The 26889-nt window shown below is 42.2% G+C and carries 26 protein-coding genes; 13 read left to right on the top strand and 13 right to left on the bottom strand.

The window, feature by feature from the left end; genetic code table 11:
* Positions 1 to 14: 14 nt before the first annotated feature.
* Both F957_RS16905 and F957_RS16910 read left to right on the top strand, forming a co-directional pair.
* Positions 15 to 1028 (top strand): AraC family transcriptional regulator, encoded by a 1014-nt coding sequence (locus F957_RS16905; RefSeq protein ID WP_004652394.1) that lies wholly within the window; start codon positions 15 to 17, stop codon positions 1026 to 1028.
* Positions 1029 to 1122: 94 nt separating this feature from the next.
* Positions 1123 to 1608: a GNAT family N-acetyltransferase gene (locus tag F957_RS16910; protein ID WP_016540623.1), complete on the top strand. Its 486-nt coding sequence runs from the start codon at positions 1123 to 1125 to the stop codon at positions 1606 to 1608.
* Position 1609: 1 nt separating this feature from the next.
* Here the strand turns inward: F957_RS16910 and F957_RS16915 are convergent, their stop codons facing one another.
* The 4 genes from F957_RS16915 to F957_RS16930 form a co-directional block, all read right to left on the bottom strand.
* Positions 1610 to 2041 carry an NUDIX hydrolase gene (locus tag F957_RS16915; protein WP_016540624.1) on the bottom strand — a complete coding sequence of 144 codons (432 nt, stop codon included), beginning with the start codon at positions 2039 to 2041 and terminating at the stop codon, positions 1610 to 1612.
* Positions 2038 to 2583 carry an AAA family ATPase gene (locus F957_RS16920; RefSeq protein WP_016540625.1) on the bottom strand — a complete coding sequence of 182 codons (546 nt, stop codon included), beginning with the start codon at positions 2581 to 2583 and terminating at the stop codon, positions 2038 to 2040. Before F957_RS16920 ends, F957_RS16915 begins: the two co-directional genes overlap by 4 nt.
* Before the next feature lie 53 nt (positions 2584 to 2636).
* Positions 2637 to 3173, bottom strand: a complete 537-nt coding sequence (locus tag F957_RS16925) for a P-loop NTPase family protein (protein ID WP_016540626.1) — start codon at positions 3171 to 3173, stop codon at positions 2637 to 2639.
* A gap of 83 nt (positions 3174 to 3256) precedes the next feature.
* Entirely contained in the window at positions 3257 to 4354 is a 1098-nt protein-coding gene (locus tag F957_RS16930) for an agmatine deiminase family protein (RefSeq protein ID WP_016540627.1), read from the bottom strand.
* A 218-nt stretch (positions 4355 to 4572) separates the two neighbouring features.
* Between F957_RS16930 and F957_RS16935 the strand changes: the two genes are divergently transcribed.
* From F957_RS16935 to F957_RS16955, 5 genes are all read left to right on the top strand, one after another.
* Positions 4573 to 5778, top strand: a complete 1206-nt coding sequence (locus F957_RS16935; RefSeq protein ID WP_016540628.1) for an acetyl-CoA C-acetyltransferase — start codon at positions 4573 to 4575, stop codon at positions 5776 to 5778.
* A gap of 10 nt (positions 5779 to 5788) precedes the next feature.
* Positions 5789 to 7924, top strand: coding sequence for a 3-hydroxyacyl-CoA dehydrogenase NAD-binding domain-containing protein (locus tag F957_RS16940; RefSeq protein WP_016540629.1), 2136 nt, complete (start codon positions 5789 to 5791; stop codon positions 7922 to 7924).
* A gap of 166 nt (positions 7925 to 8090) precedes the next feature.
* A complete protein-coding gene (locus tag F957_RS16945; protein WP_005244151.1) occupies positions 8091 to 8315 on the top strand; it encodes a hypothetical protein in 225 nt (74 codons plus the stop codon).
* 335 nt (positions 8316 to 8650) lie between these two features.
* On the top strand, positions 8651 to 9505 hold the full coding sequence (locus tag F957_RS16950; RefSeq protein ID WP_016540630.1) for a patatin-like phospholipase family protein: 855 nt from the start codon (positions 8651 to 8653) through the stop codon (positions 9503 to 9505).
* A 173-nt stretch (positions 9506 to 9678) separates the two neighbouring features.
* Complete coding sequence (locus F957_RS16955; RefSeq protein WP_016660169.1) at positions 9679 to 9906, top strand: hypothetical protein; 228 nt, start codon at positions 9679 to 9681, stop codon at positions 9904 to 9906.
* A 73-nt stretch (positions 9907 to 9979) separates the two neighbouring features.
* On the opposite strand, the gene F957_RS16960 is transcribed toward F957_RS16955, so the two are convergent.
* Together F957_RS16960 and F957_RS16965 are read right to left on the bottom strand one after the other, a co-directional pair.
* A complete protein-coding gene (locus F957_RS16960; RefSeq protein WP_016660168.1) occupies positions 9980 to 10612 on the bottom strand; it encodes a hypothetical protein in 633 nt (210 codons plus the stop codon).
* 116 nt (positions 10613 to 10728) lie between these two features.
* Complete coding sequence (locus F957_RS16965) at positions 10729 to 11946, bottom strand: class I SAM-dependent methyltransferase (RefSeq protein ID WP_016540632.1); 1218 nt, start codon at positions 11944 to 11946, stop codon at positions 10729 to 10731.
* A 101-nt stretch (positions 11947 to 12047) separates the two neighbouring features.
* Between F957_RS16965 and trhA the strand changes: the two genes are divergently transcribed.
* The 3 genes from trhA (at position 12048) to lpxO (ending at position 15272) form a co-directional block, all read left to right on the top strand.
* Complete coding sequence (gene trhA / locus F957_RS16970) at positions 12048 to 12689, top strand: PAQR family membrane homeostasis protein TrhA (RefSeq protein ID WP_023271383.1); 642 nt, start codon at positions 12048 to 12050, stop codon at positions 12687 to 12689.
* A gap of 203 nt (positions 12690 to 12892) precedes the next feature.
* Positions 12893 to 14203, top strand: a complete 1311-nt coding sequence (locus F957_RS16975; RefSeq protein ID WP_016540633.1) for an MFS transporter — start codon at positions 12893 to 12895, stop codon at positions 14201 to 14203.
* A gap of 163 nt (positions 14204 to 14366) precedes the next feature.
* Positions 14367 to 15272 carry a lipid A hydroxylase LpxO gene (gene lpxO, locus F957_RS16980; protein ID WP_004652409.1) on the top strand — a complete coding sequence of 302 codons (906 nt, stop codon included), beginning with the start codon at positions 14367 to 14369 and terminating at the stop codon, positions 15270 to 15272.
* A 64-nt stretch (positions 15273 to 15336) separates the two neighbouring features.
* On the opposite strand, the gene F957_RS16985 is transcribed toward lpxO, so the two are convergent.
* Positions 15337 to 15741 carry a thioredoxin domain-containing protein gene (locus F957_RS16985; RefSeq protein WP_016540634.1) on the bottom strand — a complete coding sequence of 135 codons (405 nt, stop codon included), beginning with the start codon at positions 15739 to 15741 and terminating at the stop codon, positions 15337 to 15339.
* A 148-nt stretch (positions 15742 to 15889) separates the two neighbouring features.
* Positions 15890 to 18622: a preprotein translocase subunit SecA gene (gene secA, locus F957_RS16990; RefSeq protein WP_016540635.1), complete on the bottom strand. Its 2733-nt coding sequence runs from the start codon at positions 18620 to 18622 to the stop codon at positions 15890 to 15892.
* 365 nt (positions 18623 to 18987) lie between these two features.
* Here secA and F957_RS16995 point away from each other — a divergent pair, with 365 nt between their 5' ends.
* The 3 genes from F957_RS16995 (at position 18988) to F957_RS17005 (ending at position 21436) form a co-directional block, all read left to right on the top strand.
* Positions 18988 to 19629 carry a peroxiredoxin gene (locus F957_RS16995; protein ID WP_016540636.1) on the top strand — a complete coding sequence of 214 codons (642 nt, stop codon included), beginning with the start codon at positions 18988 to 18990 and terminating at the stop codon, positions 19627 to 19629.
* A 413-nt stretch (positions 19630 to 20042) separates the two neighbouring features.
* A complete protein-coding gene (locus F957_RS17000; RefSeq protein ID WP_016540637.1) occupies positions 20043 to 20852 on the top strand; it encodes an MBL fold metallo-hydrolase in 810 nt (269 codons plus the stop codon).
* Positions 20852 to 21436, top strand: a complete 585-nt coding sequence (locus F957_RS17005) for a dual specificity protein phosphatase family protein (protein ID WP_016660167.1) — start codon at positions 20852 to 20854, stop codon at positions 21434 to 21436. The genes F957_RS17000 and F957_RS17005 overlap by 1 nt, the downstream gene beginning before the upstream one ends.
* Positions 21437 to 21576: 140 nt before the next feature.
* Here F957_RS17005 and F957_RS17010 read toward each other — a convergent pair whose 3' ends face one another.
* From F957_RS17010 to trpA, 5 genes are all read right to left on the bottom strand, one after another.
* Positions 21577 to 22506, bottom strand: coding sequence for a DUF6929 family protein (locus F957_RS17010; RefSeq protein WP_016660166.1), 930 nt, complete (start codon positions 22504 to 22506; stop codon positions 21577 to 21579).
* A 94-nt stretch (positions 22507 to 22600) separates the two neighbouring features.
* Entirely contained in the window at positions 22601 to 23689 is a 1089-nt protein-coding gene (locus F957_RS17015) for an SPOR domain-containing protein (protein WP_016540640.1), read from the bottom strand.
* Complete coding sequence (gene folC, locus F957_RS17020; RefSeq protein ID WP_016540641.1) at positions 23680 to 24966, bottom strand: bifunctional tetrahydrofolate synthase/dihydrofolate synthase; 1287 nt, start codon at positions 24964 to 24966, stop codon at positions 23680 to 23682. Before folC ends, F957_RS17015 begins: the two co-directional genes overlap by 10 nt.
* Positions 24963 to 25859, bottom strand: a complete 897-nt coding sequence (gene accD, locus F957_RS17025) for an acetyl-CoA carboxylase, carboxyltransferase subunit beta (RefSeq protein WP_016540642.1) — start codon at positions 25857 to 25859, stop codon at positions 24963 to 24965. The genes folC and accD overlap by 4 nt, the downstream gene beginning before the upstream one ends.
* Entirely contained in the window at positions 25856 to 26659 is an 804-nt protein-coding gene (gene trpA / locus F957_RS17030) for a tryptophan synthase subunit alpha (protein ID WP_005269294.1), read from the bottom strand. The genes accD and trpA overlap by 4 nt, the downstream gene beginning before the upstream one ends.
* Positions 26660 to 26889 lie beyond the last annotated feature (230 nt).

The raw sequence follows: 26889 nt of genomic DNA, 5'->3' as shown, positions 1-26889 counted from the left end.
CTGAAGGATTCAATATGAGCCGTGATACGATCAGCATCCACTTCGTGAATGCGGCTTTAACAGGTGTTAAACGCCTAGGCATGGACGTTGAAACGTTACTTTCACATGTCGGCATAGAGGCTGAATTACTGCGCCAACCGAAGGCTCGAATCTCTCCAGAGCAGTACACCCGTTTTGTAAAAATGTTATGGATGGTTACCCAAGACGAACACGTGGGCTTCGATGTACAGCCACGTCGCTTGGGTACATTTGCGATCATGTGCCAATTGATCATCCACTCAAAAACACTTGGACAAGCACTGGAACTCTCCTCTCAATTCTACAAACTGTTTGGAGATGAATGGTCTGTGAGCTTGGAACGTGACAAGCATGAAGCCCGTTTAGTCCCGCATATTCCTAAAGCTTTAGATCCTGATCATTTCATTACTGAAAGCATGCTGATGATCTGGCATGGTCTTGCTTCATGGTTAATTGAACGTCGCCTACCTTTAGAGCGTGTGCATTTTGGTTATGAGCGTCCAAATCATGCTGATGAATATGATGCATTGTTCTTTGCACCTGTGATGCAATTCGATGCGCCACGAACCGAAATTACATTTGCAGCGGATTATCTAGACCTCCCAATCCGTCAAGATGAAAAAACTTTAGAAGAGTTCTTAAAAGCAGCACCTGCACAATTATTAGTGAAGTTCAAAAATACCAACTCATTGACTTCACGCATTCGCGATGTATTAAAGAGCCAGATTGGCGAAGAAATGCCAACGCTCAACGATGTGGCAGCAATGTTGTATTTATCGCCACAAACTTTACGTCGTCGTTTGGCTGCCGAAGGCAAAAGCTATCAAGGTGTTAAGGATGCCTTACGTCGTGATGCGGCGATTCATTTATTGTTGACTCCTAACCTCACTCTTGAAGATGTAGCACAGCAAGTCGGCTTTAGTGAAACCAGTACTTTCCACCGTGCCTTTAAAAAATGGACAGGTGTTACCCCTGGTCTATATCGCCAATTACACGGTCATCACAACTAAGAGTTTCAATGCAGTGTTTAACGTTATGTCGTTGAACACTGCAATTTAAATATGCTAATAATTAAGCAGACCTCTACAATTTGCTTGAATAACAATGATCATTAAAGAAGCTGACTTCTCTCACCCACAAGTTCAAAATTTGATTCATATCCATTTGCATGGCCTGCATCAAAACACTCCACTTGAACATAGTTTTGCTTTAGACCTCAGCAGTCTGCAACAAGAGTCAATTAGCGTCTATACCTTATGGAACGATGATGAATTACTGGGCTGTGGTGCAATTCAAGAACTGACATCCGACCATGCAGAACTCAAATCTATGCGGACTCATCCCGACCATTTGCGCCAAGGTGTCGCAAAGCAGCTGCTGGAGTATTTACTAAAAGTTGCTCAAGAGCGTCAATATCAACGAGTCAGTTTAGAAACGGGAAAAGACGTTCACTTTGATGCAGCAATCAAACTTTATAAGAAGTTTGGCTTTGTTCAAGGTGCAGCTTTCGCAGAATATACCGAATCAGCCTATAACCAATTCTTTCATTTAGATTTATCGAATGAGTCCATAAACGCAAACTTGAGATGATCTAGTTATTGAATAGCCATTGCTCAATGCCTTTTGGATAAACAGGAGATTGAGTGAGTTTTATTTGTTCTCGACTCAGCCACTGTGCGATATAGCGATATCCATTGGTTTCATTACCCTGTATTTCTTGCTTGTTGTACACATCCGAATCGACAAATTTGGCATCATATATAAACACAATTTCATGGCCTTGCTGCCCATCAAAGCGAAATAGATTTTCCAATACACAGATAAGTTTTGGCTGTGTTATCTGCTGCTGAATTTCCTCTTCGACTTCTCGTTCTATTGCCTGCACAGAAGTTTCTCCAAACTCAACACCACCACCAATTGGCCTGAAAAAATATTCGTCCTTGTTGGGATCATACGCTTTTGCAAGTAACACCTTGTCATTGTGGCGAAATAGGCATAACGCTTTGGCGCGAATAGATGTCATTGTTTAGCCTTAATCTGCTGTAAAAACTCAGCTGCTTGTTTCGGGGAGCTTAAATGAACAAATCGAATTTGCTGGTATTGGGGATCATTCATCATCGTCAAATACTTTTTCCGATTTTTAGCATGATGACTAATCATCCATAAAATAATCGAATCTTTAGACAGAAAACTGCTCTTAAAACTTTCTCGATTATTCGAATTCGCCCACAATCTTTTTTGCGTTACTGCTCGACTGATCGCCCGTTTCACTGAGCGATACAGATTCAAGGAAAAGGAATAATCTAACCAAATAATCGTATCAACATATCTCAGCTTCAAATCCTGCGTTCGAGAATAATTACCATCAAGCACCCATCCAGCAGTGGCTTGCTCCATTTGAGCTTGTAATTTAGCAAAAAATTCCTGATCAGGTGTTTCCTGCCAATCATCCAACCAAAACAAATCATCCATTTCAATATGCGCCACAGCCAGCTTTTGAGCAAGCTGACGAGCAAAAGTGGTTTTCCCTGAAGCAGATGTTCCGACAACATTAATAAATTTCATCACTCCCCCCTGATTGTATAACACATGATTTTACTTACACTGATGATGAGTATTTATAAGTGTAGACTTTCTAAAAAACGTCTGGTTTGCGTTGGTGTGGTTAAACGAATAAACCGAATATGCTGATAGTCTGGATGTTGCATCATGGCTAAATATCGCTGCTTATTTTGCGGATATTTCTGCAACATCCACAGAAAGATCGATTTCTTGGAGAACATCATTTTCCAACTCTCTCTGTTGTTTGAATCTTCCCATAATCGTTCTCGACTCAAAGCCCGCCATAAGGTTCGTTTTGTCAGTCGATATAAATTGATCGAAAATGAATAATCCAACCAGATCACCGTATCGACCTCAGACCAAATCCTATCGATACTACGCGTATACAGATTATCAATCACCCAACCTGCGGGTGCCGCGTCCATGCTTGATTTAAGCTTGCCAAAAAAATCATCATTCGGTGACTCCTGCCAGTCATCCAACCAAAGTAAATTATCCAGTTCGATGTATTGTAATTGTTGTTTTTGCGCCAACTGTCGGGCAAGCGTCGATTTACCAGAACCTGTGGTACCAATAATATTAATGAACTTCATTTGTTATTAGCACAATAAAAAGGCAGGTGAGTTTAAACAACTTGCATCGGCTTGTGAACCAGTCGATGCAATTTATAAATCAATTACTTATCTCTTGCCGCTTGAATAAGTTTTGCTGCATTCTTTCCTGTCACCTGCCAAGTGAGGCAACGCACACTGCCGCCCATTGGACAAACACTTTCAGCATTCACAGGAATAACTTTCTTAGAAGTGTTCTGCTTGATGATCGCAAGTGCTTTTTGGTCATGTGGCATATTAAAAGTTGGCACATAAATATTGTGAGGTGTGACTGTTGCATTTAAATTCACACCACAGGCCGATTCAAAACCCTCCCATTGCCCTTTAGGATTAGTCTTATATTCAACAGGCACTTCCACAATTTTTGCAGTTGGAAAAGACGCTTTTAACTCCTTCATTACGGTGGTTCTAAATGCTGGTGTTTTTGAATAGTCATTCACCAGCAAGGTATTTTTATCCACCCAACTAACCATGCCATCGGAATGTGCCAGCACTTCTTCATCTGGCTCTAGAATGGCAACTTCAGTTGCACCCAACGTGGCTTTTAACTCTTGTTTGGCCTCGTTATAACTAAGCTCATTATCTTCCATAAACCGTGTGGTAGTAATCACACGACCCGCATAGTCATCAACTAGGTTACCCCCATCTAGCATCAAATCAGTTTTGGCTCTTTGAATTTGATAACGGTCAGCAAATTGGCTAAAACTTTTTTGCACATCTTTACTTTGTTTCTGCGTCATCGACGCCCAAGTATAGGTAAATTGCACGGGCTGCATTGGATTAACCGTGGTGAAGTCGCGCATCCAGATATCACGCACATCATCCACCAGTAAAATGTCTTCTGGCACTTTGCCAGTGAAATACGGTTTGGTGTCTTTATCGACCACAATCACCACATTATCATTGCCCAAAATGGACTTGGCGTAATCAATTTGGAAATCGACAATCCGTTGAAAAGCAGACTTGTAATAAGGATCGTGTACAGAAGGTACAGACAACACCAACAACATTTTGTCATCAGCAACTTGATTGGAATAGGTTTGACTCATCTTGTTTTTATCCTGCTTTGCTGTGCTGTTTTCAACATCCCGTCCAGATGTATCGCATCCAAAAAGTGACAAGATCAATGCCATCGCTGCATAGTGACGCTTGGTTTTTATCATGTGGTTTTGCCCATCATTTCTATCTCTCATTTTCAAACACTAGTCTAATCGAAGACCCTGCCAGACATATTCAAAAGACACCAAAATTAACGATTGCCGATATTTCCAACTCCATTGGCGAAAAACATCAAACTTGTCAATGTTTATCATCATTGCACTGACATCTAAATTGAGTACACTCGATAAACAACAATTTTAAGGTGATACAAGGAAAACCTATGAGCGAGGCCTACATTATTGATGCCATTCGCACGCCACGCGGAAAAGGAAAAAAAGATGGCTCACTGCATGAAGTTAAACCCATTACTTTACTGACATCATTACTGAATGAATTACAACAACGTCACCAACTAGACACCTCAAAAGTCGATGACATCGTTTTAGGTTGTGTCACTCCAATTGCAGATCAAGGTGGCGATATTGCCAAAACCGCTGCGATTGCCGCAGGGTGGAATGATGATGTAGCAGGTGTGCAAATCAACCGTTTCTGTGCGTCTGGCTTAGAAGCCGTCAATTTGGCAGCACAAAAAGTTCGTTCAGGTTGGGAAGATGTCGTGGTTGCAGGTGGTGTGGAATCCATGTCACGTATCCCAATGGGTTCTGATGGCGGCCCTTGGGCACTTGATCCTGAAACCAACTTAAAATCTTCTTTTGTACCACAAGGTGTTGGTGCAGACCTCATTGCTACTTTAGATGGCTATAGCCGCGAAGATGTTGATGCATTTGCCGTCGGCTCACAACAAAAAGCAGCGGCAGCACAAGCCAACGGTTATTTCGATAAATCCGTTGTGCCTGTTAAAGATCATTCAGGTGTACTGATCTTAGAAAAAGATGAATTTATTCGAGGTGCGACCACAGTTGAAGGCTTGGCAAAACTCAATGCCAGCTTTGAAATGATGGGACAAATGGGCTTCGATGCAGTTGCTCTACAAAAGTATCCAGAAGCGCAAAAAATTAACCATGTACATCATGCGGGTAACTCATCAGGTATCGTCGATGGTGCAGCGGTGGTGTTATTGGCTTCAGAAAAAGCCGTCAAAGAACAAGGCTTAAAACCACGTGCCAAAGTATTGGCAACCGCATTGGTGGGTACAGACCCGACCATCATGCTGACAGGTCCTGCACCTGCTGCACGTAAAGCCTTGGCCAAAGCTGGCTTAACGATTGATGATATTGACCTATTTGAAGTCAATGAAGCATTTGCGGCCGTGGTGATGCGTTTTATCAATGAACTCAACGTTCCAGCCGAGAAAGTCAACGTCAATGGCGGTGCCATTGCCATGGGTCATCCATTGGGTGCGACTGGCGCGATGATTTTAGGCACTTTGCTGGATGAATTAGAGCGTCAAGGTAAAAAACGTGGCTTGGCTACATTATGTGTCGGTGGTGGAATGGGGATCGCCACCATTATTGAGTTGGTGTGAGGAGAACAACATGAGCGCTATTAAATACGAAAAAAACGCTGACAATATTGTAATTCTTACCCTTGATTCATCGGGTCAATCTGCCAATACCATGAATGCAGAATTCCGTGATTCACTCAATGACGTCAGCCAAAAGCTTAAAGCAGAAACCGATCTAAAAGGTATTATTTTCCGTTCTGCCAAGAAAACTTTCTTTGCAGGCGGTGACCTAGATGAGCTGATTCAAGTACAACCTGAACATGCCACTGAATTCTTCAAAATGATTGAAGAGCTCAAAGGTGACTTACGTGCGATTGAAACTTTAGGTGTGCCTGTTGTTGCTGCCTTAAATGGTACGGCACTGGGTGGTGGTTGGGAAATTGCGTTGGGCTGTCACTACCGTATTGCCATCAATGATCCAAAAACCAAATTTGGTTTACCTGAAGTGACCTTAGGCTTGCTACCAGGCGGTGGTGGTATCGTGCGTATGGTACGTTTGCTTGGCTTACAAAATGCATTTCCATTCTTGATGGAAGGTAAGCAGTTTGGCGTGGATAAAGCAAAATCGCTCGGCTTAGTTCATGACACCGCTGAAAATGAACAAGAGCTGTTAGACAAGGCGATTGCTTGGGTCAAAGCCAATCCGAAATCGCAACAACCTTTTGATGTCAAAGGCTACAAAATTCCAGGCGGCGATCCAAAAACGCCTGCGGTGGCACAAGTGCTTGCAATTGCTCCTGCGATGCTGCGTGATAAAACCAAAGGCTGTTACCCTGCGCCTGAAGCGATCATGGCGGCTGCGGTTGAAGGTGCGCAGGTTGATGTTGATACCGCTTTACGTATCGAATCACGTTACTTTACTCAACTCACAGTCGGTCAGATTTCTAAGAATATGATCGGTACTTTTTGGCATGGTCTCAATGCAATTAAGTCTGGTGCAAGTCGCCCTGCGGATGTTGCAAAATGGCAAGCGACTAAAGTCGGTGTGTTAGGTGCAGGGATGATGGGTGCAGGCATTGCCTATTCAACTGCAATCAAAGGCATTCCTGTCGTCCTCAAAGATGTTTCAGTTGAAAATGCAGAAAAAGGTAAAGCTTACTCACAAAAACTTCTCGATAAGCGTGTTTCTCAAGGGCGTATGAGCGCTGAGAAACGTGACCAAGTCTTAGCATTGATTACCGCAACAGCTGATGCAGCTGACTTGCAAGGCTGTGACCTAATCATCGAAGCAGTATTTGAGAACCAAGATTTAAAAGCCAAAGTGACCCAAGAAGCTGAACAATATTTGGCAGAAGGTGGAATCTTTGCATCGAATACCTCTACCCTACCCATTACTGGTTTGGCGACGGCGAGTAAAGATGCTCAAACGTTCATTGGACTACATTTCTTTAGTCCAGTCGATAAAATGCAGTTGGTTGAAATTATCAAAGGTAAACAGACCTCTGCTGATACATTGGCGAAGGCCTACGACTTTGTTCAGCAAATTGCCAAAATCCCAATTGTTGTGAATGACAGCCGTGGCTTCTTTACCAGTCGCGTATTTGGTACTTTCATCCAAGAAGGAATGCGTCTACTTGCAGAAGGTGTGCATCCAGCCAAAATTGAAATGGCCGCTCTCAAAGCAGGTATGCCGGTTGGCCCACTGGCGATTCAGGATGAAGTGTCTTTAACGTTGACTGAGCATGTTGCTGGGGAAACCCGTAAAGCCTTGCAAGCAGAAGGTAAAGATTTGCCAAAAACCCCAGTGGATGAAGTGGTACACACCATGATTCATGAGCTGAACCGTAAAGGTAAGGCTGCGGGTGCAGGTTTCTATGACTATCCTGAAAATGGTAAAAAACATTTATGGGATGGGCTCAGTCGCTGGCAGAAAGAGAACAACATTTCTGAACAAGACATGATTGATCGTTTCCTGTTTGTGCAGGCACTGGATACGTTACGCTGCTATGAAGAAGGTGTTTTAGAATCTGTGATTGATGCCAATGTCGGTTCAATTTTTGGAATTGGCTTTGCCCCTTGGACAGGCGGTGCCATTCAATTCCTGAATCAGAACGGCATTCAAAAATCCTTGCAACGTGCTGAGCAACTGGCGGCACAATATGGTGAACGTTTCACACCACCAAAGTTATTGAGAGAAAAAGCACAGCAAAATACTGTGATCCAATAATCTTGATTTAGCCGAGTCGATTAAGGCCCGTATGGAACTCCTTGTCTGTACGGGCTTTTTCATATGTTCGACAAAATCACAGCAAATCATCTGAGTAATGCATCACAATTTATGCTATAACTTTAGCAATTCTGCTTTATTTTTTTGCATCATTTGGAAATTTCTTATGTCTGAAAAACTCTGCCCAGAAACTTCGCCTTGGGGCTGGAAAGCATTAATTATCACCACTATTCTTAGTTTTTTGTTTATGGTGATTTTCTACTTGGCTATTAACAATGAACCAGATTATATGCCAATGAATCAGAAGAAAGCGGCAACCCCTGCGGAAATGTCACAATCCTCAATGTCGACAGAAACTGGCTCAACTGAAGCCCATCAACACAATCACTAAAATATTAGGGTCTGTCGACATTTCAGAGATACTTGCGACAGAGAACATTTTTTAGACGATACAAGGCATGTCTTATGCAATTTAGTTATTCTAAATAAATTAAGGCATAACGATGTAGCGGCAAAAAATGTCCCTGTCCCGCAGGGTTATGGCTAAAACATCCATAAACTGCGTTATGAAACTTGACAAGGGTATCGCCATTGCCTTCATTTCATGCCTTGTTTATGTCGTTTTAGCCGATAACGCAATGCATGGCTGAAATATCAACAGACCCTGTTGTCGAATATGATAAATCCGTGTAAAACATGGGTTTATCATGGTACTCGAGATTTTCAATGCTTCAACAAAATCGTCAGGCACTGGTCGTTGAAGGCGGTGGAATGCGCGGTGCATTCACCAGCGGTGTCTTAGATGCATTTTTACAGCAACAATTTAACCCTTTTGATCTGTGCGTCGGCGTCTCTTCAGGCTCAACCAATGTCGCCAATTACCTTGCCGCACAGCAAGGTCGTACGCTAAATCTCTACCTCGACCACTCGCTTCGTTCTGAATTTATCCAATATGGTCGCTTTTTCAAAGGTGGTGACTTACTGGATTTAAAATGGATGTGGGACATTGTCGAAAAAGAGCATCCGCTCAATCAAGCCCATCTATTTGCCAATCATCCTGAATTTTATATGGTGTTAACACATGCCATTTCGGGTGAAGCCACTTATATCAAAGCGTCCAAAGACAATATCCTTGATGGATTAAGAGCCTCGAGCTCGATTCCTGTATTAACACGTCAAGCGGTTGAAGTGTTTGGTGAGCCCTACTTTGATGGGGGTGTTGCCGATGCTTTACCCGTACATTGGGCGGCACAACAGCATGATGTCTCTAAACTCATGGTACTCAGAACTCGCCCGAAAAATTATTATAAGGCCAGCAGTAAAGGTGACCAATTGCTTGCCAAATACCTGTTTAAGCAGCAACGTGGTTTTGCGCATAGTCTTTTGACTCGCACACAACGTTATAACGATGCCGTCGAATTTACCCGCTCAGCCGCTAACCAGAAAATTTTGGAAGTGTGTCCCCCTGATTTAAAAAACATGGCAGGTCGTCTTTCTAAGGATAAAGCCAAGATTCGCTATAGTTATGATGTGGGTCTGGAAACAGGCTATAAAGCGATTGAAGACTGGAATACGCTTTAATCCTTATTCAGTCGACTTTGGATGGTGAAGCGGTTTTATTCTTAATACGCTTCCCTCTCTAAAGTATGAGCCCATTGCTGATCACTTTCCCCCAACTCCATATTTTTACTTGGCAAATCAGTCCAAAAAGGCGCAAAATCTAGTTTTGATTTTTGTTATTTTTGGAATTTATTATGAATAACCAACCATCCCCCAAAAAAGATTCAAATGAAGAAACGGTATTGGGATGGAAATTTGTCATCATTGTCGGTGTACTCAGCACCATCTTTTTAAGCTTTTTCTATTTGGCCATGACCCAAGAACCTGATTATATGCCAGGTGCACAACGTAAAGCGCAACAGCAAGAACAGCAACACACTCAACAATCAGCCACTTCTGAAGTCGTAACAGAACAGCATTAACCAGTTTTGCCCCTGACAAACTTCTCTTATTGGGAGTTTGTCATCTGACTGGAAAAAATCAAAGTGTTCATCTTTATTCGTCTTTTCTCCAAAACTTCCACTTATCTTTTGGGCAGATATAGGCTTGCTCTGAGACAGGAACCAATTGCTTCGACGCTAAATCATAGACCTTAAATTGGCATTGCTGGTTTTCATTCTCTCCCAATATTTCATACTCGCGGCCTGCTTGTGGTTTAAATGAAGCTTCCGTATTCTCACATCCATCGACCACTTTGGCTTTGCCCGTAGTCTGCTCTGTACCCACTACAAATCCATGCAGATTGATCGGTTGATTGGCAGTTACCACATATTCCTTATAAGTCACCATCTGATAGGTATTAAAATTCTGCTCAATGTCCTTTTGTATGATTGTGCGTGGCATACCAATCGAATAATTCATATTGATTCGGGTATAGGTTTTGAAAGCATTCCATGCCCCGTAGCCACTTAAATTTTCACGTATCCCTTGTTTTCTACTTTTACAATCAAAAGTATGCTGCATATATATTTGCTGGCCATTTTGGCCATATAAACGAACTCTGGCTTGCGTTGAAGGATTAAAACTGACAACGCCCTTCTGATTGAGTGGACTCTCAAACTCTTTTGCTTCACTTAAATTGGAGAAGACCAAGAGCAAAACAGCGAGATACATTTTGTTTTTCATCATTGGAATGACTCGACTTGTTATTCTTCAATTTTTATTTACAACCCTATCGCATAAGTAACGATATCAACCCATATTGATTGATATCGTTAGATTTATCCAGCAATCAATGCATGTGATTAGCACTTACAACCGATATTCTCGATTGGCATTTGATCTTGTAATAATAATTCCAGACTTTGTTTTTCAATGCCATACATGGTTTTCAACGCTTGGATTTGCTGCATGATTTTTGCATCAGGTTGCTGAATATCCTTTCGTTTCGTCGCCAAAATCATTTTATTCTTACTGGTATGCTCCAAAGATACAAACTCGAATACTTTGGTTTCATAACCATAAGCTTTTAACAATAAGGCACGTAAAGTATCGGTCAGCATTTCCGCCTGTTGCCCTGCATGAATCCCGAATTGCAACATCGGCTGTAACACCTCTGGACTTTTTAGCTGTGGACGGAGTTCCTTATGGCAACACGGCGCACACATAATCATCGACGCATTCAGACGAATACCGGTATGAATGGCAAAGTCAGTCGCAATATCACAAGCATGTAAGGCGATCATTACATCCAACTTTTCAGGTTGATAACTCCGCACATCCCCTTCAAAAAAATCAAGATGATTAAAACCGGTCTGAGCAGCAACATCTTGGCAAAACTCAACTAAGTTTGAACGCAGTTCAACTCCCGTAATTAACGGTGTTTTCTGTTGTGCTTGTAGATAGTCATACAAGGCAAAGGTTAAATAGCCCTTTCCTGAACCAAAATCGACAATATTCAATTCTTGCTGTGATGCATCAATCTGCTCATAGGCATGCGAAAAGATTTCAATAAATTTATTAATCTGCTTCCACTTACGCGCCATGCTTGGAATGATTTGCCCTTTTTCATCGGTAATACCGAGATACTTTAAAAATGGACTTTGTTGTTGTACATAACGCTGCTTTTCACGATCATGCTGCTGTTGCTCTACTTTGGCTGTAGGAACTTGTTTTTTCTGGCTATTCAACATCGCTTTCTTTTTATTTTTCTTGAGTTGAATATCTTGATCAGAAGTGAATAGATTGGCTTGCTTAGACAGGTTCAATAGCTCAGCAATTTTTTCTAAGCCTTCATCAATCGCATAGTTTTTGGTCATGTCTTGTGTGGTGTAATGATATAAACAAGATAAACTTGCCTGACCCTGTAGTTCAATTACACGGAAAGTCATCTTTTCTAATTGTGCCATTTCGCCTTTGTACTGACTCAAAATCAGACGATCAAAGCTTTTATTTTCAATAGATTGCTGGATATCCAAGAAAAACTGCTGTTCTTGTTCAAAAGAAAATTTCGGCGCAAACATAATGAAAACCTGACAAATAGAAACTAAATTTTAAAGCGTCTTACTTTAAAAGGGAAATTGCATTACGATACAGTTGTATTTTTATGCAACCAGATCGCTTGATGAACACAAACACATTGCTGGACTATGACCCCAAAGAAGAACTGATTAATGCCTATAGTCATGGGGCTGGCGCAGTACTGGCTTTAATTGCCTCAATCTTTTTGATCATCAAAGGCTATGGCCTACCTTTAGGACAATGGATCAGTTTATGGGTCTATGGCTTTAGCTTAGTGCTATTACTGAGTAGTTCCATGCTGTATCACTTTGCCCAAGACGAACGTAAACGCTATTGGTATAAGAAACTGGATCATACCGCGATTTACTATCTGATTGCAGGCACCTATACCCCTTTTCTCAGTATCGCCATCCCGACTGCCAAAGCGCATTACTTACTGATTGCCTTATGGGCCATTGCCCTGATCGGGACACTATTCAAATTGGTCTTCATTCATCGCTTCCAAAAGCTTTCTTTAGCCGCCTATTTAGTCATGGGTTGGCTGGCTGTTTTAGTCATGGATGATATGCAACGTTACCTGTCTAAAGAGGCGGTACAACTGCTGATTGCAGGGGGGTTGGCTTATACCATCGGCACATTGTTTTATGCCTTAAAAAAGGTAAGATATACCCACGCAATTTGGCATGTTTTTGTGCTATTAGGCGCAGGATTACACTTTTTGGCAATCTACTGTTATGTATTATAAGCCCATATGTAGCATTAAGTTTTCGAAGTAAAACTGCATATTCAAAAGGAATTTTCAAGACAGCCATTAGGGCTGTTGAGCTTTCATCCATACATTGCTTTATTGGCTAAAAAACACCCTCTATCGCAATGAGAGCTATAGCTCATAAAGTGAAATATCAGCAGTCCTTATATGTTCTTGAATGAATAACATGAAGGTCTTGTATGTCGTCAAGCACTACGACTGCCACTCCAGAAGTGGCCAGCAATTCAAAAGTACGAGTATTATTTGCCAGTCTAGTCGGTACCACGATTGAGTTTTTTGACTTTTATATCTATGCCACAGCAGCAGTATTGATTTTTCCACATTTATTTTTCCCTGAAAGTAGCGATGGTGCTGCGGTACTCAAATCACTGGCAACCTTTGCGATTGCCTTTATTGCTCGTCCCATTGGTGCAGCACTCTTTGGACATCTGGGTGACCGAATCGGACGCAAAGCCACGCTGGTTGCAGCCTTGCTCACGATGGGGATTTCAACCGTCTGTATTGGCCTGTTACCGACCTATGCACAAATTGGTTTGGCTGCACCGCTATTGCTTGCCCTATGCCGTCTAGGCCAAGGTTTAGGCTTAGGTGGTGAATGGAGTGGTGCTGTACTGCTTGCCACTGAGAACGCGCCAGAAGGCAAACGTGCTTGGTATGGCATGTTCCCACAATTAGGCGCCCCGATCGGCTTTATCCTTGCGACAGGCTCATTCCTGTTACTCAATGCCTTTATGTCCGAACAAGCCTTTATGACTTGGGGCTGGCGTATTCCATTTATCGCAAGTGCAGTATTGGTTTTGGTCGGTCTCTATATTCGTTTAAAATTACATGAAACCCCCGCTTTTCAAAAGGTCTTGAATAAACAGAAAGAAGTAAATATCCCTTTTAAAGAAGTGATGACCAAACATTTGCCGATGTTGGTGCTTGGAACGATTGCCGCAATCTGTACCTTTGTGGTGTTTTATCTCACCACCGTATTTGCCTTGAACTGGGGAACAACAAAACTCGGCTATGCACGCGGTGACTTCTTGGTATTACAACTGTTTGCAACCCTCTGTTTTGCTGCCTTTATTCCTCTATCTGCAATTTTCGCAGAGAAATTTGGTCGTAAAAATACTTCGATTGTCGTGTGTATTCTTTCAGCCTTGTTCGGACTGTGTTTTGCGCCACTACTCGGCTCAGGTAGCCCAATTCTGGTGTTCTTGTTCTTATGTATCGGTCTTTCGATTATGGGCTTGACCTATGGCCCAATCGGTACAGTCCTGTCTGAGATTTTTCCAACCTCAGTTCGTTATACAGGTTCAGCTTTAACCTTTAACTTGGCTGGTATTTTTGGTGCATCCTTTGCTCCGTATATTGCGACTAAGTTGGCAGAAAGTTATGGCTTAGGCGCAGTGGGTTTGTACCTCAGCTTAGCGTCGATCCTCTCTTTAATTGCATTTTTAATGATTCGTGAAACCAAACATGATGATGTAAATAACCAAATTTAATCATTATTTTTTCAGATGATCTGAGAAATATCACCGCTCAGATCATCTGAAATACCATTTAATTTCATAGTTTTTATCTTATAAAGTTGCTTTTACAACTGCATTCTTCCAAATATCTTTTGTGCTAAAATAACCGCCTTCATTTTTTTTAGACGATTGTGTTATGTACGCAGTGATTATCGTTGCCGTATTTTTAGTCAGCTTTTTGTATACTTATTTACGAGGCAAAGAACGATTAAAAGCATCTCGACAATTATTTGACCATTCGACATTTTTAGCGCCAATCAATATGTTTATGACTGGCTTTTCTAAATTGCCGAACCAACCTTTCTTCGATGTAGCGCAGTTTCCTGAACTCAAACCACTACAAGATAATTGGCAAGTGATTCGTGAAGAGGCCATCCAACTACAGAACCAAATTAAAGCGTCTGAAAAAAACAATGATGCCGGCTTTAACACCTTTTTTAAACGCGGTTGGAAACGCTTTTATCTGAAATGGTATCAAGACAGCCATCCATCAGCGCAACAGCTTTGCCCAAAAACAGTTGCCTTATTGGAAAGCATTCCGTCAGTCAAAGCTGCCATGTTTACCGAACTCCCTTCTGGCAGTTACTTGGGTAAGCACCGAGACCCTTATGCAGGTTCAGTACGATATCACCTCGGTCTCGTGACACCCAATAGCGATGATTGCTTTATTGAAGTCGATCAAGAGCGTTATAGCTGGCGAGATGGTGAAGCCACAGTCTTTGATGAAACCTTTGTACATTGGGCCGAAAATAAAACCGATGAAACTCGTATTATCTTATTCTGTGACATCGAACGCCCGATGAAATGGGGTTGGGCACAAAAGTTTAATCACTGGTTTGGTCGTAATGTCATGTCTGCGGCCAGTTCACCCAATGATGATCAAGACAAAACTGGCTTTATTAACCGTATTTTTAAATATGGTTATGCCGTGCATCACTATGGTCGTGGCCTAAAAGAGCGTAATCGCCCACTCTACTATGTATCTAAATGGTTGCTATTTGCTATTTTAATCGGTCTAATTTTGCTTCCAAGCTTTTTATAATAAAATTCATTCATAAAAAAAGAGATGCGATTGCATCTCTTTTTTTATTTCAAATCAATTGAAATTAATTTGCTTTTGCAGTCTGTGTACCTGCTGTTTGTGCCGCTGCAGCGTTGGCCGCTTGAACAGCTGTTTCACCAATTAAAGCAACCTTGGCTTTCTCTTGGCTCTGTGCAGATAATGCAGGATTTGATGCCACAATACGGTTGATATTGGCAGAGTTTGCAGGCGCAATTGCAGCCGTTTGCAATACGATTGGACGGTTGCCTGTATCACCTAGAGTATAGCGAATGCCAGTACGTGGACTAATCACAGTTGTGACTTCACGCTTGACTTGTGCTTCAGCTGTATTGGTGCCTTTTGCCGCTAAGACTTTATCCACAGTCGTGGTTTGTGGCGCATCGTCTGCAAATGCAAAACCCGATACCGCCGCACTTGCCAAAATTAAAAGTTGTAATGGTTTTTTCATTGTCTTCCCGCTTTTAATGCGAACTCAATCAAGATCTGTAAGTCCAATAATGAAACTACAAAGCGTGTCTGGACTCAAGTAAATTCTCGTAAAAAAAAGCAGAGGCCAATGCTCTGCTTTTTTATTTCAGCCTAAATCAAGTCGAAACTTAGATTTTACCGTGACATTGCTTATACTTTAAGCCTGAACCACATGGGCAAGGTGCATTACGACTTTCAGGTACTGGGAATGCAGTATCACCTACATTTTCAATCTCTTCAGAAGCCGTCACTTCACCCGTTAAACCATCGACATCATCATGTTCAAACGACAGACGCATTGATTCCGCCTGACGTTGTTGCTGTGCTTCAAGTTCTGCCAATTCTTCTGCCGTTGGTACATGAACACGAGAGAGATCGGTCACCACATCAGACTTGATCACACCCAACATATTTACAAACAAGTTGAATGCTTCTTTCTTGTATTCTTGCTCAGGATTTTTCTGTGCGTAGCCACGTAAATGAATCCCTTGACGTAGATAGTCCATCGCAGCCAAATGATCTTTCCAATGGCGATCAAGTGAGTTCAACATAAAGTGGCGTTCCAACATTGCTGCTGAATCATCCCCCATTTGCTCACGACGTTGGCGGTAGCGATTAATGACTTCATCAGAAATCCGAGCCACTAAACCTTCTTCATCCAAACGACGATCTTGGTCTAACCATTGCTGTACAGGCAGCTCAATACCTAAATCACTCTGTAAGGCACTTTCCAAGCCTTCGATATCCCATTGGTCATGAATCGACTCTGGTGGAATAAAGTTTGCGATCAGACCTTTCACCACTTCCTGATGCATTTCTTCAATATAATCTTGAAGTGTGCTTTCAGCTAAAACTTCATCACGTTGTGAATAAATGATTTTACGCTGTTCGTTGTTCACATCATCGTACTTCAATAAGTTCTTACGAATATCAAAGTTACGCGCCTCAACTTTACGCTGTGCGTTTTCGATTGAACGACTGACCATTTTATGTTCAATTGCTTCACTTTCTTGCAAGCCCATTGCACGCATCATGGCAACCACGCGATCACCCGCGAAGATACGCATCAAATCATCTTCAAGTGACAAGTAGAAGCGAGATACACCTGGGTCACCTTGACGGCCTGCACGACCACGTAACTGGTTATCAATACGGCGTGATTCATGACGCTCTGAACCAATGATATGTAAACCACCTGAACTTAAAACGTCTTCGTGATCTTTTTCCCACTGTGCCTGTAAGCGTGCTTCATCTTCTGGGGTTGGGTTTTCAATTTTGGCAAGCTTGGCTTTCCAGTTACCACCCAGCAAAATATCGGTACCACGACCCGCCATGTTGGTTGCAATCGTTACCGCATTTGGACTACCCGCTTGCGCAATAATATCTGCTTCACGTTCATGCTGTTTTGCGTTCAAGACTTCGTGATGAATACCCGCTTGTAGCAATTTAGAAGACAAGATTTCACTGGCTTCAATCGTTGCTGTACCAATCAAGATCGGTGCAACACCCTGCTGACGAATATTGGTAATTTCTTCAATAATCGCAGTGTATTTACCATTCCGGTTTAAATAGATTAAATCGTTATGATCCTTACGAACCATTGGACGGTGTGTTGGAATAATCACAACGTCTAGGCCATAAATTTCTTTCATTTCAGCAGCTTCAGTATCAGCAGTACCGGTCATCCCTGAAAGCTTTTTATACAGACGGAAATAGTTCTGGAAAGTTGTGGTTGCAAGCGTTTGGTTTTCAGGTTGAATTTCCATGTTTTCTTTGGCTTCAACCGCTTGATGCAGACCTTCAGACCAACGACGACCTGGCATGGTACGACCCGTGCTTTCATCCACAATAATGACTTCTTCTTTTTGCGTCTGTGGATTCACACCGATAATGTAATGAACGTTCTTTTGATAAAGATAATGCGCACGAATCGCAGCGGTGACATGGTGAACCAAGTTGAGGTTAGTTGCTGAATACAGACTCTCACCCTCAGCCAACAAGCCCATTTCAATCAGTTTTTGTTCAACTGTTTCATAACCAACTTCAGTCATTTCAACTGAGCGTTGTTTCTCATCCACCCAGAAATGTCCGCCATCAGCCACTTTTTCTTCTTTCTGTGGACGTAATGTTGGAGGAATGCTGTTAATCAGTTGATAAAGATGAGATGAATCTTCACTTTGACCTGAAATAATCAACGGCGTACGTGCTTCGTCAATCAAGATTGAGTCGACTTCATCGATGATGGCATAACTTAAACCGCGTTGCTTTTTCTCTTGCAGAGAAAACACCATATTGTCACGAAGATAGTCGAAACCAAATTCATTGTTAGTTCCGTAGGTAATGTCGGAAGTATAGGCTTGTGCTTTTTCATCCGGCATTTGCATCGAGTAAATTACACCAATGCTAAGACCTAAAAATTCGAATAATGGACGGTTTAACTCAGCATCACGTTGTGCCAAGTAGTCGTTCACTGTAATCACATGAACGCCTTGACCACTTAATGCATTGAGATAACAAGCCAAAGTACCCATCAGGGTTTTACCTTCACCTGTACGCATTTCGGCAATCTTACCTTCGTGTAAGGTAATACCACCAATCAACTGCACGTCATAATGGCGCATGCCCATGACGCGTTTTGCTGCTTCACGACACACCGCAAACGCTTCTGGCATAAGCTTATCTAAACTTTCGCCATTACTAAAACGTTGTTTGAATTCTGGAGTTTTTGCAGAGAGGTCTGCATCGTTAAGAGCAGATATCGTCGGTTCAAGCGCATTAATTTGTTCAACAATTTTACGCATGCGTTTGAGCTCGCGCTCATTTTTTGTACCGAAGATACCTCCGATCAGACTTGCCAACATGAATAAACTCTCTAATCCTGTTTGTTATAAGGTTTGTCAATTTCAACAAACCCTAGGTCGGTTAATTTTTTCTTAGCTGTTATTATGGAGTCAGAAATAAGAACTACAAGTGCTTTGCATTCAAACAGGCAAAAAAATCTGCGAGGCGATTCTGACGTCACATCACTAAAGATGCGTTAATGTAGCAAATTTGCATTTAACTTACATCGACTTGAATGTGAATTTCTGATCATTTTTTTTACAAGATCAATAATCAATATCTCAAAAGTTCATAACAAAATACAAAAACAATAATTTTATTTATAAAGTAGATGCTGCATATTAATTGGAGATAGAAAACATAAAGAATGTATAGAGGACTGATCATGACACTACGTTTAGGCGACATTGCCCCGAATTTCCAACAACAATCAAGTGAAGGAGATATTGATTTCTATGGCTTTTTAGGGGATAGCTGGGGAATCCTTTTTTCCCATCCTGCGGACTATACCCCAGTCTGTACCACCGAACTCGGCTATACGGCAAAGTTGAAAGATGAGTTTGACAAGCGCGGCGTAAAAGCCATTGCACTGTCTGTGGATGATGTTGAGTCGCATAAAGGCTGGATTCAAGATATTAACGAGACACAGAGCACCACGGTTAATTTTCCGATCCTTGCCGACAAAGACCGTAAAGTGTCTGAACTGTATGGATTTATTCATCCCAATGCCAGTGAAACCTTAACCGTACGTTCATTGGTGATTATTGATCCGAACAAAAAAGTTCGTTTGATTATTACCTACCCAGCATCAACAGGTCGTAATTTCAATGAAGTACTTCGTGTGGTCGATTCACTGCAATTAACAGACAAGCATAAAGTGGCAACACCTGCGAACTGGCAACAGGGCGAAGATGTTGTGATTGTGCCGTCTTTAAAAGATGAGGAAGAAATCAAACAACGTTTCCCTAAAGGCTATAAGGCCGTCAAACCGTATTTAAGACTCACGCCACAGCCTGAACAAGATTAAAGCGTATGCTTTAATCGCAGTGCAAGACAAACGGAGTGCGTAGCAATAAAGACGAGCAACGCTCGTTCCTGAGAAGCTTCGCAAGAAGTCGAACAGCTATGCTGTGAGTTAACAAATTAAAGCGTATGCTTTAATCACAGTGCAAGACAAACGGAGTGCGTAGCAATAAAGACGAGCAACGCTCATTCCTGAGAAGCGGCTCAAGCTTCGCAAGAAGATGAACAGCTATGTTGTGAGTGAAGAGATTAAAGCGCGATCACGTCTGCAATGAATAACTCGAATAAGATTGAATAACAATCGCTCCGCCTATCCCCTAGATAGGCTTTTTTATATCCAAGCTAAAATTGTTTTGGTATTTCTGAATCAATCGGTTATAAAAACAATTCGATCCGCTACACAATAAAAAAAGCATCATGATCTACAATATTCATCATCTGCATTGTGGCAGCTTCTGCCCGTCTTGTGCACCGCTGTTTGGACAAAAAGGCTGGAAAGCACATCTCGTTTGTCACTGCCTGCTGATTGAAACAGACCGTGGCTTAGTTTTAATTGATACAGGCTTAGGTCTTCAAGATTATTTGCATACAGAACAACGCTTAGGGCCTTTGCTCAAACGATTTGGTTCGATTGTGCCAAATCTAAAACTCACCGCTATTCAGCAAATTCAAAAACTCGGTTTTAATCCGAGTGATGTACAACATATTTTTGTGACCCATCTAGATTTTGATCATGCGGGTGGAATTTCAGATTTCCCCAATGCGACAGTACATCTTTTAGCTGCCGAGTTTAATGCCACCCAATCCCTCACAACCAAAGGCAAACTTCGCTATAAGACAGAGCAATTTAAACAACATCGTCACTGGAACTTTGCTGAGCATAATGATGGCGAAGCATGGTTTAACCTGCAAAAAGTCCAAGGGCTTCCGTTATTTCAAGATGAAATTTTAATGATTCCCTTGATCGGGCATACGGCAGGACATTGTGGTATTGCGATCAAAAAGGCGGATGGTTGGATGCTATTTTGTGGTGATGCCTATTACACCCATCTAGAGCTCAATCCGAAAAATAAACTGAGAGCCTTGGATCTGACAGAACGTTTATTGGCCGAAGATAACCAACTGCGTTTGCAAAATCTAAAACAGTTACAATATCTCGCTCAACATGAGCCAAGCATTGAGTTAATTTGTGCCCACGATCCAGTCGAATTCAGTCGCTATCAGTAATGAAGAAAACACTCCTGAGCCTCGTGCTCATTTCTACGCTCAGTATGGGCGGATGCATGAAGCATGCCAGCCTAAATGATGAACAACGCCCCAAAAACTGGGGAACGTTGATTTCCCATACGCATAACTTTTATCAGATTAGCGATGATGTCTTTCGTAGCGATCAACCCAGCACTGAACTCATTCCGAGTTTAAAACACTATAATATTGATACGGTTATCAATCTTAGAGCCAGAAATGAAGATGCCAAAGTTTTAAAAGATCAGCCTTTTAATCTGGTGCATATTCCGATTTATACATGGGCGATTAACCGTCAAGATCTCTTGCAGACCATGCAAGCGATTCAAACGGCCAAGCAAAATCATCAAAAAGTATTAATTCACTGTTACCACGGTTCAGATCGTACAGGGGCAAACATTGCCATGTATCGTATTATTTTTGAAAACTGGTCAATTGAAGATGCGGTCAAAGAAATGAAACAAGGCGGTTATGGCTTCCATGTGATCTGGAAAAACATTGATCACTTATTTACGCCTGACAATGTCAAATGGATTCGGCAACAACTATCACATTCCAGTAGCTAAAGACTGGATTGCTTTGCTATGCAAGCGTGTTTATTAAGCAAATAAGTTGGCTCGAGCAGCAACTTATTTGTTGTTTTCATTCTTATTAATCACTGAGCACAATTCAAACACAAATGACCATCAAACAATAGGGTTTACCGTTATGATGTTTCCAAAGCGGAGTGGCTGAGTAAGACCTTCAAAATTTCAGACTCACCGCCATCACTGTCTGTCACTAATAAAAAGACTTCGCCATCAGACCTTGACTCGAGCCATGTAATCCCTTCAACCTTGATTGGCAGCGTCTGCCCTTTTGCATCTTGAATCAAATGCGTCGCTAAAGCTTTACCATCAGGTGAGAATACCAAGATAAAACTACCCAGCACATCACCATCATCATAGGTATTTAATGTTTGCTCAACCGCTGCCGTGGCCACTATTAGTTTTTTATCCACAAAAAAATAGGCATCAGAAATCCCACTTGCAGCACCCTCGATCTCAGGCAAGTTGAGATTAAGCGAGTTGATAAGCGCACTTTCTAACGATTTTCCTGCTTGAATTTTAGCTAAATTAAAGACTAAAACACCATGATGGCGATTAATATTGCCACGTTGAAAAATATACAGATGACGATCGTCTGAACAGATGGCTTCAATATTGAGATCTGCTCCACCCGTTAATTCAACACTGTTTTCCAAAAAGTGATAATCAATTGCATCCAGAAAAATGCGGATTTGATTGTTAGATGGATTATAAAGTAATGCTTGTTTCCGATTTTCGGTAGAACCTGATCCCATCACCAATAGCTGCTGTTGGCCATCCAAGGTTATGCAACTTAATGCTTCAAAATCAGGCTTTTTTGCTTTGCTCAATATGCTAAGTGATATTTGCTCAGACGACTCAGATAACGGAACTTTTTCAAAAACCGCGGCACTAGTCAGGTTATTGTTTCGATTGGTTTTTAATAAGTAACGAACATCGTCACCCACAAAGTAAACATCGTCCCCTATACAGGCGACACCAGACAGTGCACTAACCTCAGAATCTTGTGTAAAAACAAATCGTTCTAATATTCTGATCGCTGTATTCATGATCGCGAGTCCCCTATTTAATTTTGATGGAACACTCACAGCATCAATAAAGCCTGTGATGTGTTCCTGATTTGATCTAGGGGATGATCAACGTTTATCGCTGATCAAGCGGAACCCAATCAATCACCCAAGCCGATTTCATATTTAAGCTTTCATCTGTGGTAATTTTCTTACGGGTTGCATCAGCAATGTCACGGTCTTTGGCTGGGCCAACCATAATCCGAATCCCTTTCGAGGTCGGACTCGTCGTCACTTTATAACCTTTGGCACGTAATTTAGACACGACCGCATCCGCATTGGCTTGGTTTGCGGCTAGCGCCACTTGTACCATCCATTTCTTATCACCATTTTCCATCAGATCACGTGCTTTTTCAGCTTCGGCTTTCTTGTCTGCTTCTGCTTTACGTTTATCTTCGGCGGCTTTCTTGTCTGCTTCAGCTTTACGCTTGTCTTCTGCTGCTTTCTTGTCAGCTTCTGCCTTACGCTTGTCTTCAGCTGCCTTCTTGTCAGCTTCTGCTTTACGCTTGTCTTCAGCTGCTTTCTTATCCGCTTCAGCTTTACGCTTGTCTTCAGCTGCTTTCTTATCCGCTTCAGCTTTACGTTTATCTTCAGCTGCTTTCTTGTCAGCTTCGGCTTTACGCTTATCCTCAGCTAACTTCTTTTCAGCATCAGACTTCTGTTGAGCTGTTGTTTTCTGCTGCTCAGCGCGCTTCTTTTCATCTGCAAGTCGCTGTGCCTTGGCTTTCTCATCTTCAACAAGCTCTGGCGGAATGTTGTCTGAACTTTCCTGAGCAGCTGCACGACGCGCATTAATCGCTGCATATTCTTCGGCTGCCTTACGCGCTGCTGCTGCTTCAGCCTGCTGCTGCATCTTTAAAAATTCAGCGGCACGTGCTTCTTGTTCAGCCACCGCTTTCTCACGTGAACGACGTTGTTCTTCAAGCAAACGCTTTTCGGTTTCAACATCAACCGCCAAAGGTTGTAGAGAAACCATTTCACTCTCTTGAGCAGGCTGAGCTGTTTTTGGCTTAGACTCTGTTTTGGGAATCGGATGAGTAACGGTCGCTTGAGTCTGATCTTGCTCTATTTCTTCATTACCTTTCAGAAGCAATGCTGCCAATAAAACACCACCACCTAATAGAACAACGCCACCCATCCAGCGTTGTTTGTTATTCATCGACATTCTTCTAAATACTCCCAGACCGCTTCTAAAGTATGAAACGAACCACAGACTAAAATCAGCTGATTGTTATGACCTTGTTTCAGCACAGTTTCAAACGCTTGCTGGATACTGCCAAACTCATGCACCTGTTGCCCTTGCAGTGCTTCTTGGATTTGTTGCACTGGTGCGGCTCTCGGCACATCTAAATTAGCAATAAACCAATCTTTTACTGTTGTTTTTAGTAAATCAGTGACCGATGGAATGTCTTTATCAGCCAACATTGAAAATACTGCAACAACTTCTGTGTACTGTTTATTGTATTTTAGGAATTTTCGCAACTGCTTCAATAAAAATTCGACGCCATGCGCATTGTGGCCAGCATCAAAAATGACGGTTTTATCTTGAATCTGACGTATTTCGAAACGCCCTTGTAAGCATGCTTGCTGAATCCCGCTGGCAAGCGCTTGCTGAGAAACCTCAACACCACTCACCAGTACGGCTGCGACTGCAGTGGAAATATTATCTAAGGCCAGTTGTCCAACTGGAAGTCTTAAGGTCGTACCCGAGGATGCAAATGACCAGGTTTCACCATCATCATTGAGCTGATAAAAATAATCACGATCTAAGGCGTATAACTGCGCTTGGGTTTCAGCCACTTTCTCTTGAATGGCTTGTGGCAGTTGCTGCTGACCTGCAAAAACGACTGGAATATTTGAACGGATAATACCAGCTTTTTCAAATGCAATTTTTTCGACGGTATCACCCAACCAATCGACATGGTCTAAACCAATATTGGTAATGACGGCAATATCGGGGTCAATCACATTGACCACATCAAGACGACCACCTAAGCCAACTTCGAGTACCCAAACATCACATTGTTGCTGCTTAAAAATAACAAAAGCAGCCAAAGTGGTTGCTTCAAAAAAAGATAAACTTAAACCACACTCACGGCGGGCTTGATCCACTAAAACAAACGCATCGACCAGACTTTGATCATCTACCTCTGTACCTGCCAATTTAACTCGTTCATTAAAACGATAAATATGCGGTGACTGATACAGCCCAACCTTATACCCTTGTGCATTTAAAATTGCAGCCAAAGTCGTCGTGGTCGAGCCTTTACCATTGGTTCCTGCGACGGTAAACACCTTCGCTTGTGGTTGCATTACCCCCAACTTTTCAGCGACGGGAATAACGCGCTCTAAGCCTAAATCAATGCCTGTAACGTGAACATGGCCCCAATAATCGAGCCATGTTGTTAATGTATCTGTTGCATGTGGAGCGAGTGGTTTCAAGGTAAATTCATCAGCTTAGCGACAAGTCTGTATACAGTATCACGTAATGCATGACGATGAACAATTTGATCGACCACACCATGATCAAGCAAATATTCTGCGCGTTGGAACGGTTCTTCCAGTTTTTCACGCACAGTTTGTTCAATCACACGTTTACCCGCAAAGCCAATCATCGCTTTTGGTTCAGCAATATGTACATCACCGAGCATTGCCAATGAAGCAGTCACACCACCATAAACAGGATGAGTGAGTACCACTAAGTATGGAACACGTGCTTCTTTCATTTTTTGAATCGCAGCTGCTGTACGCGCCATCTGCATCAAAGACAACATGCCTTCTTGCATACGTGCACCACCCGAAGCAGCAAAACAGATCATCGGTTGATGTAAGGCAATCGCACGTTCAGCCGCTTGTACAAAACGGTCTCCGACCACAGTTCCCATCGAACCGCCCATAAAGTCAAAGTCAAAAGCACATGCAATCAGGTCTAGGCCTTTCAACGAACCCTGCATGACCACCAGTGCTTCAGTCTCACCCGTTTTGTCTTGCGCTTCACGCATACGATCTGGATAAGCTTTGCTATCCACAAATTTTAATGGATCTTTGGCACTAAATTCTTGGCCCAGCTCTCCATTCACCTGATCAAAGAACCAGTTCAAACGATCACGTGCGCGCATACGTAAGTGTTCATCACACTGAGGACATACATAGGCATTAAATGACATTGCGGTACGTGTTACCAGTGCATGGCACTCAGGACATTCAATGGTCGGCTCAGTAAACGTTGCTTTGAATGTTTGCTGTTGATCTACAACCTGAATACCAGGAACATGACGCTCTGTCCAAGGTGTTGAAGGGCTAAGAACCTTCCCTGATGTTAACTCTTGACTCATACTAACTCATCGAGCGCAGCTCGAAGCTCCTTCACTTTATTCACCGTCTGTTGCGCAGCTTGATCCGCTGGCAATGTCGCAAAAGATTTAACGAAAGCACTTCCTACAATCACGGCATCAGCAACTTGACCCATCGCTTTTGCAGACGCTGCATCACTAATTCCAAAACCGACACCCACAGGGACATTGGTCTTCGACTTAATTTTTGCAATACGCGCCGCCGCTTCAGAGGTATCTAATGTCGCTGCACCGGTCACACCTTTCAGTGATACATAGTAAACAAAGCCGCTGGCTTGATTGACCACATGTTGGATACGTTGATCGGTTGAGGTTGGTGCAAGCAAGAAGATCTGATCCATTCCATTTTGTTTAAGAACTTCACCTAATTGCTTTGATTCTTCTGGCGGTAAGTCCACCAAAAGTATTCCATCAACACCACAGTCTTTCGCATAAGCAACAAACTTTTCATAACCAATCACTTCAACTGGATTTAAATATCCCATCAAAACGACTGGTGTGGTTTGATCTTTTTCACGAAAGGCTTTCACCATATCCAATGCATCTAAAGTATTGGTTCCACCGGCCAAAGCACGCTCAGCGGCTAAGGCAATCACAGGACCATCCGCCATTGGGTCAGAGAATGGTAGACCCAGTTCAATGACATCGACCCCTGCTTCAACCATTTGATGAAGTAAAGGAACAGTGACTTGTGGATGCGGGTCACCTGCCATCACATAAGAAACAAGCGCTTTACGTTGCTGAGATTTAAGCTGTTCAAAACGAGTGGCAAGACGTGACATAGGATTATGCTTTCCTTGATTTATATAAATTGAGGAGTTGTTTGTAGTCATACAAAAACACTGCATTGTAACGCTATTTTTTGTTCATTGAACAGAGTTTGACGTGATTGCGACCGTGAATCTTGCGACTTACAACGCCTCGTGTACATTTATCTATATTTTGAGTTTTTTCTCAATGATCAAAGCTTCCTAATTTTGGGCTTATCTCATCGCATTTTAGAAATCAGCCA

The sequence above is a fragment of the Acinetobacter gyllenbergii CIP 110306 = MTCC 11365 genome (genome assembly GCF_000413855.1).
Classification (GTDB): Bacteria; Pseudomonadota; Gammaproteobacteria; order Pseudomonadales; family Moraxellaceae; genus Acinetobacter; species Acinetobacter gyllenbergii.
This window is presented reverse-complemented; position numbering and strand designations above follow the sequence as displayed.

Bases quoted from the DNA above. Each gene is read 5' to 3' on its own strand.
- F957_RS17010 (WP_016660166.1), bottom strand. From the start codon at position 22,506: ATGAATACAGCGATCAGAATATTAGAACGATTTGTTTTTACACAAGAT.
- F957_RS16925 (WP_016540626.1), bottom strand. From the start codon at position 3,173: ATGAAGTTCATTAATATTATTGGTACCACAGGTTCTGGTAAATCGACG.
- F957_RS16945 (WP_005244151.1), top strand. From the start codon at position 8,091: ATGTCTGAAAAACTCTGCCCAGAAACTTCGCCTTGGGGCTGGAAAGCA.
- F957_RS16940 (WP_016540629.1), top strand. From the start codon at position 5,789: ATGAGCGCTATTAAATACGAAAAAAACGCTGACAATATTGTAATTCTT.
- F957_RS17005 (WP_016660167.1), top strand. From the start codon at position 20,852: ATGAAGAAAACACTCCTGAGCCTCGTGCTCATTTCTACGCTCAGTATG.
- lpxO (WP_004652409.1), top strand. From the start codon at position 14,367: ATGTACGCAGTGATTATCGTTGCCGTATTTTTAGTCAGCTTTTTGTAT.
- F957_RS16920 (WP_016540625.1), bottom strand. From the start codon at position 2,583: ATGAAATTTATTAATGTTGTCGGAACATCTGCTTCAGGGAAAACCACT.
- F957_RS16950 (WP_016540630.1), top strand. From the start codon at position 8,651: ATGCTTCAACAAAATCGTCAGGCACTGGTCGTTGAAGGCGGTGGAATG.
- F957_RS16905 (WP_004652394.1), top strand. From the start codon at position 15: ATGAGCCGTGATACGATCAGCATCCACTTCGTGAATGCGGCTTTAACA.
- F957_RS16960 (WP_016660168.1), bottom strand. From the start codon at position 10,612: ATGATGAAAAACAAAATGTATCTCGCTGTTTTGCTCTTGGTCTTCTCC.
- F957_RS16935 (WP_016540628.1), top strand. From the start codon at position 4,573: ATGAGCGAGGCCTACATTATTGATGCCATTCGCACGCCACGCGGAAAA.
- trhA (WP_023271383.1), top strand. From the start codon at position 12,048: ATGAACACAAACACATTGCTGGACTATGACCCCAAAGAAGAACTGATT.
- secA (WP_016540635.1), bottom strand. From the start codon at position 18,622: ATGTTGGCAAGTCTGATCGGAGGTATCTTCGGTACAAAAAATGAGCGC.
- F957_RS16930 (WP_016540627.1), bottom strand. From the start codon at position 4,354: ATGATAAAAACCAAGCGTCACTATGCAGCGATGGCATTGATCTTGTCA.
- F957_RS16965 (WP_016540632.1), bottom strand. From the start codon at position 11,946: ATGTTTGCGCCGAAATTTTCTTTTGAACAAGAACAGCAGTTTTTCTTG.
- F957_RS16995 (WP_016540636.1), top strand. From the start codon at position 18,988: ATGACACTACGTTTAGGCGACATTGCCCCGAATTTCCAACAACAATCA.
- F957_RS17000 (WP_016540637.1), top strand. From the start codon at position 20,043: ATGATCTACAATATTCATCATCTGCATTGTGGCAGCTTCTGCCCGTCT.
- trpA (WP_005269294.1), bottom strand. From the start codon at position 26,659: ATGTCACGTCTTGCCACTCGTTTTGAACAGCTTAAATCTCAGCAACGT.
- F957_RS16910 (WP_016540623.1), top strand. From the start codon at position 1,123: ATGATCATTAAAGAAGCTGACTTCTCTCACCCACAAGTTCAAAATTTG.
- F957_RS16985 (WP_016540634.1), bottom strand. From the start codon at position 15,741: ATGAAAAAACCATTACAACTTTTAATTTTGGCAAGTGCGGCGGTATCG.
- F957_RS16915 (WP_016540624.1), bottom strand. From the start codon at position 2,041: ATGACATCTATTCGCGCCAAAGCGTTATGCCTATTTCGCCACAATGAC.
- F957_RS16955 (WP_016660169.1), top strand. From the start codon at position 9,679: ATGAATAACCAACCATCCCCCAAAAAAGATTCAAATGAAGAAACGGTA.
- accD (WP_016540642.1), bottom strand. From the start codon at position 25,859: ATGAGTCAAGAGTTAACATCAGGGAAGGTTCTTAGCCCTTCAACACCT.
- F957_RS17015 (WP_016540640.1), bottom strand. From the start codon at position 23,689: ATGTCGATGAATAACAAACAACGCTGGATGGGTGGCGTTGTTCTATTA.
- F957_RS16975 (WP_016540633.1), top strand. From the start codon at position 12,893: ATGTCGTCAAGCACTACGACTGCCACTCCAGAAGTGGCCAGCAATTCA.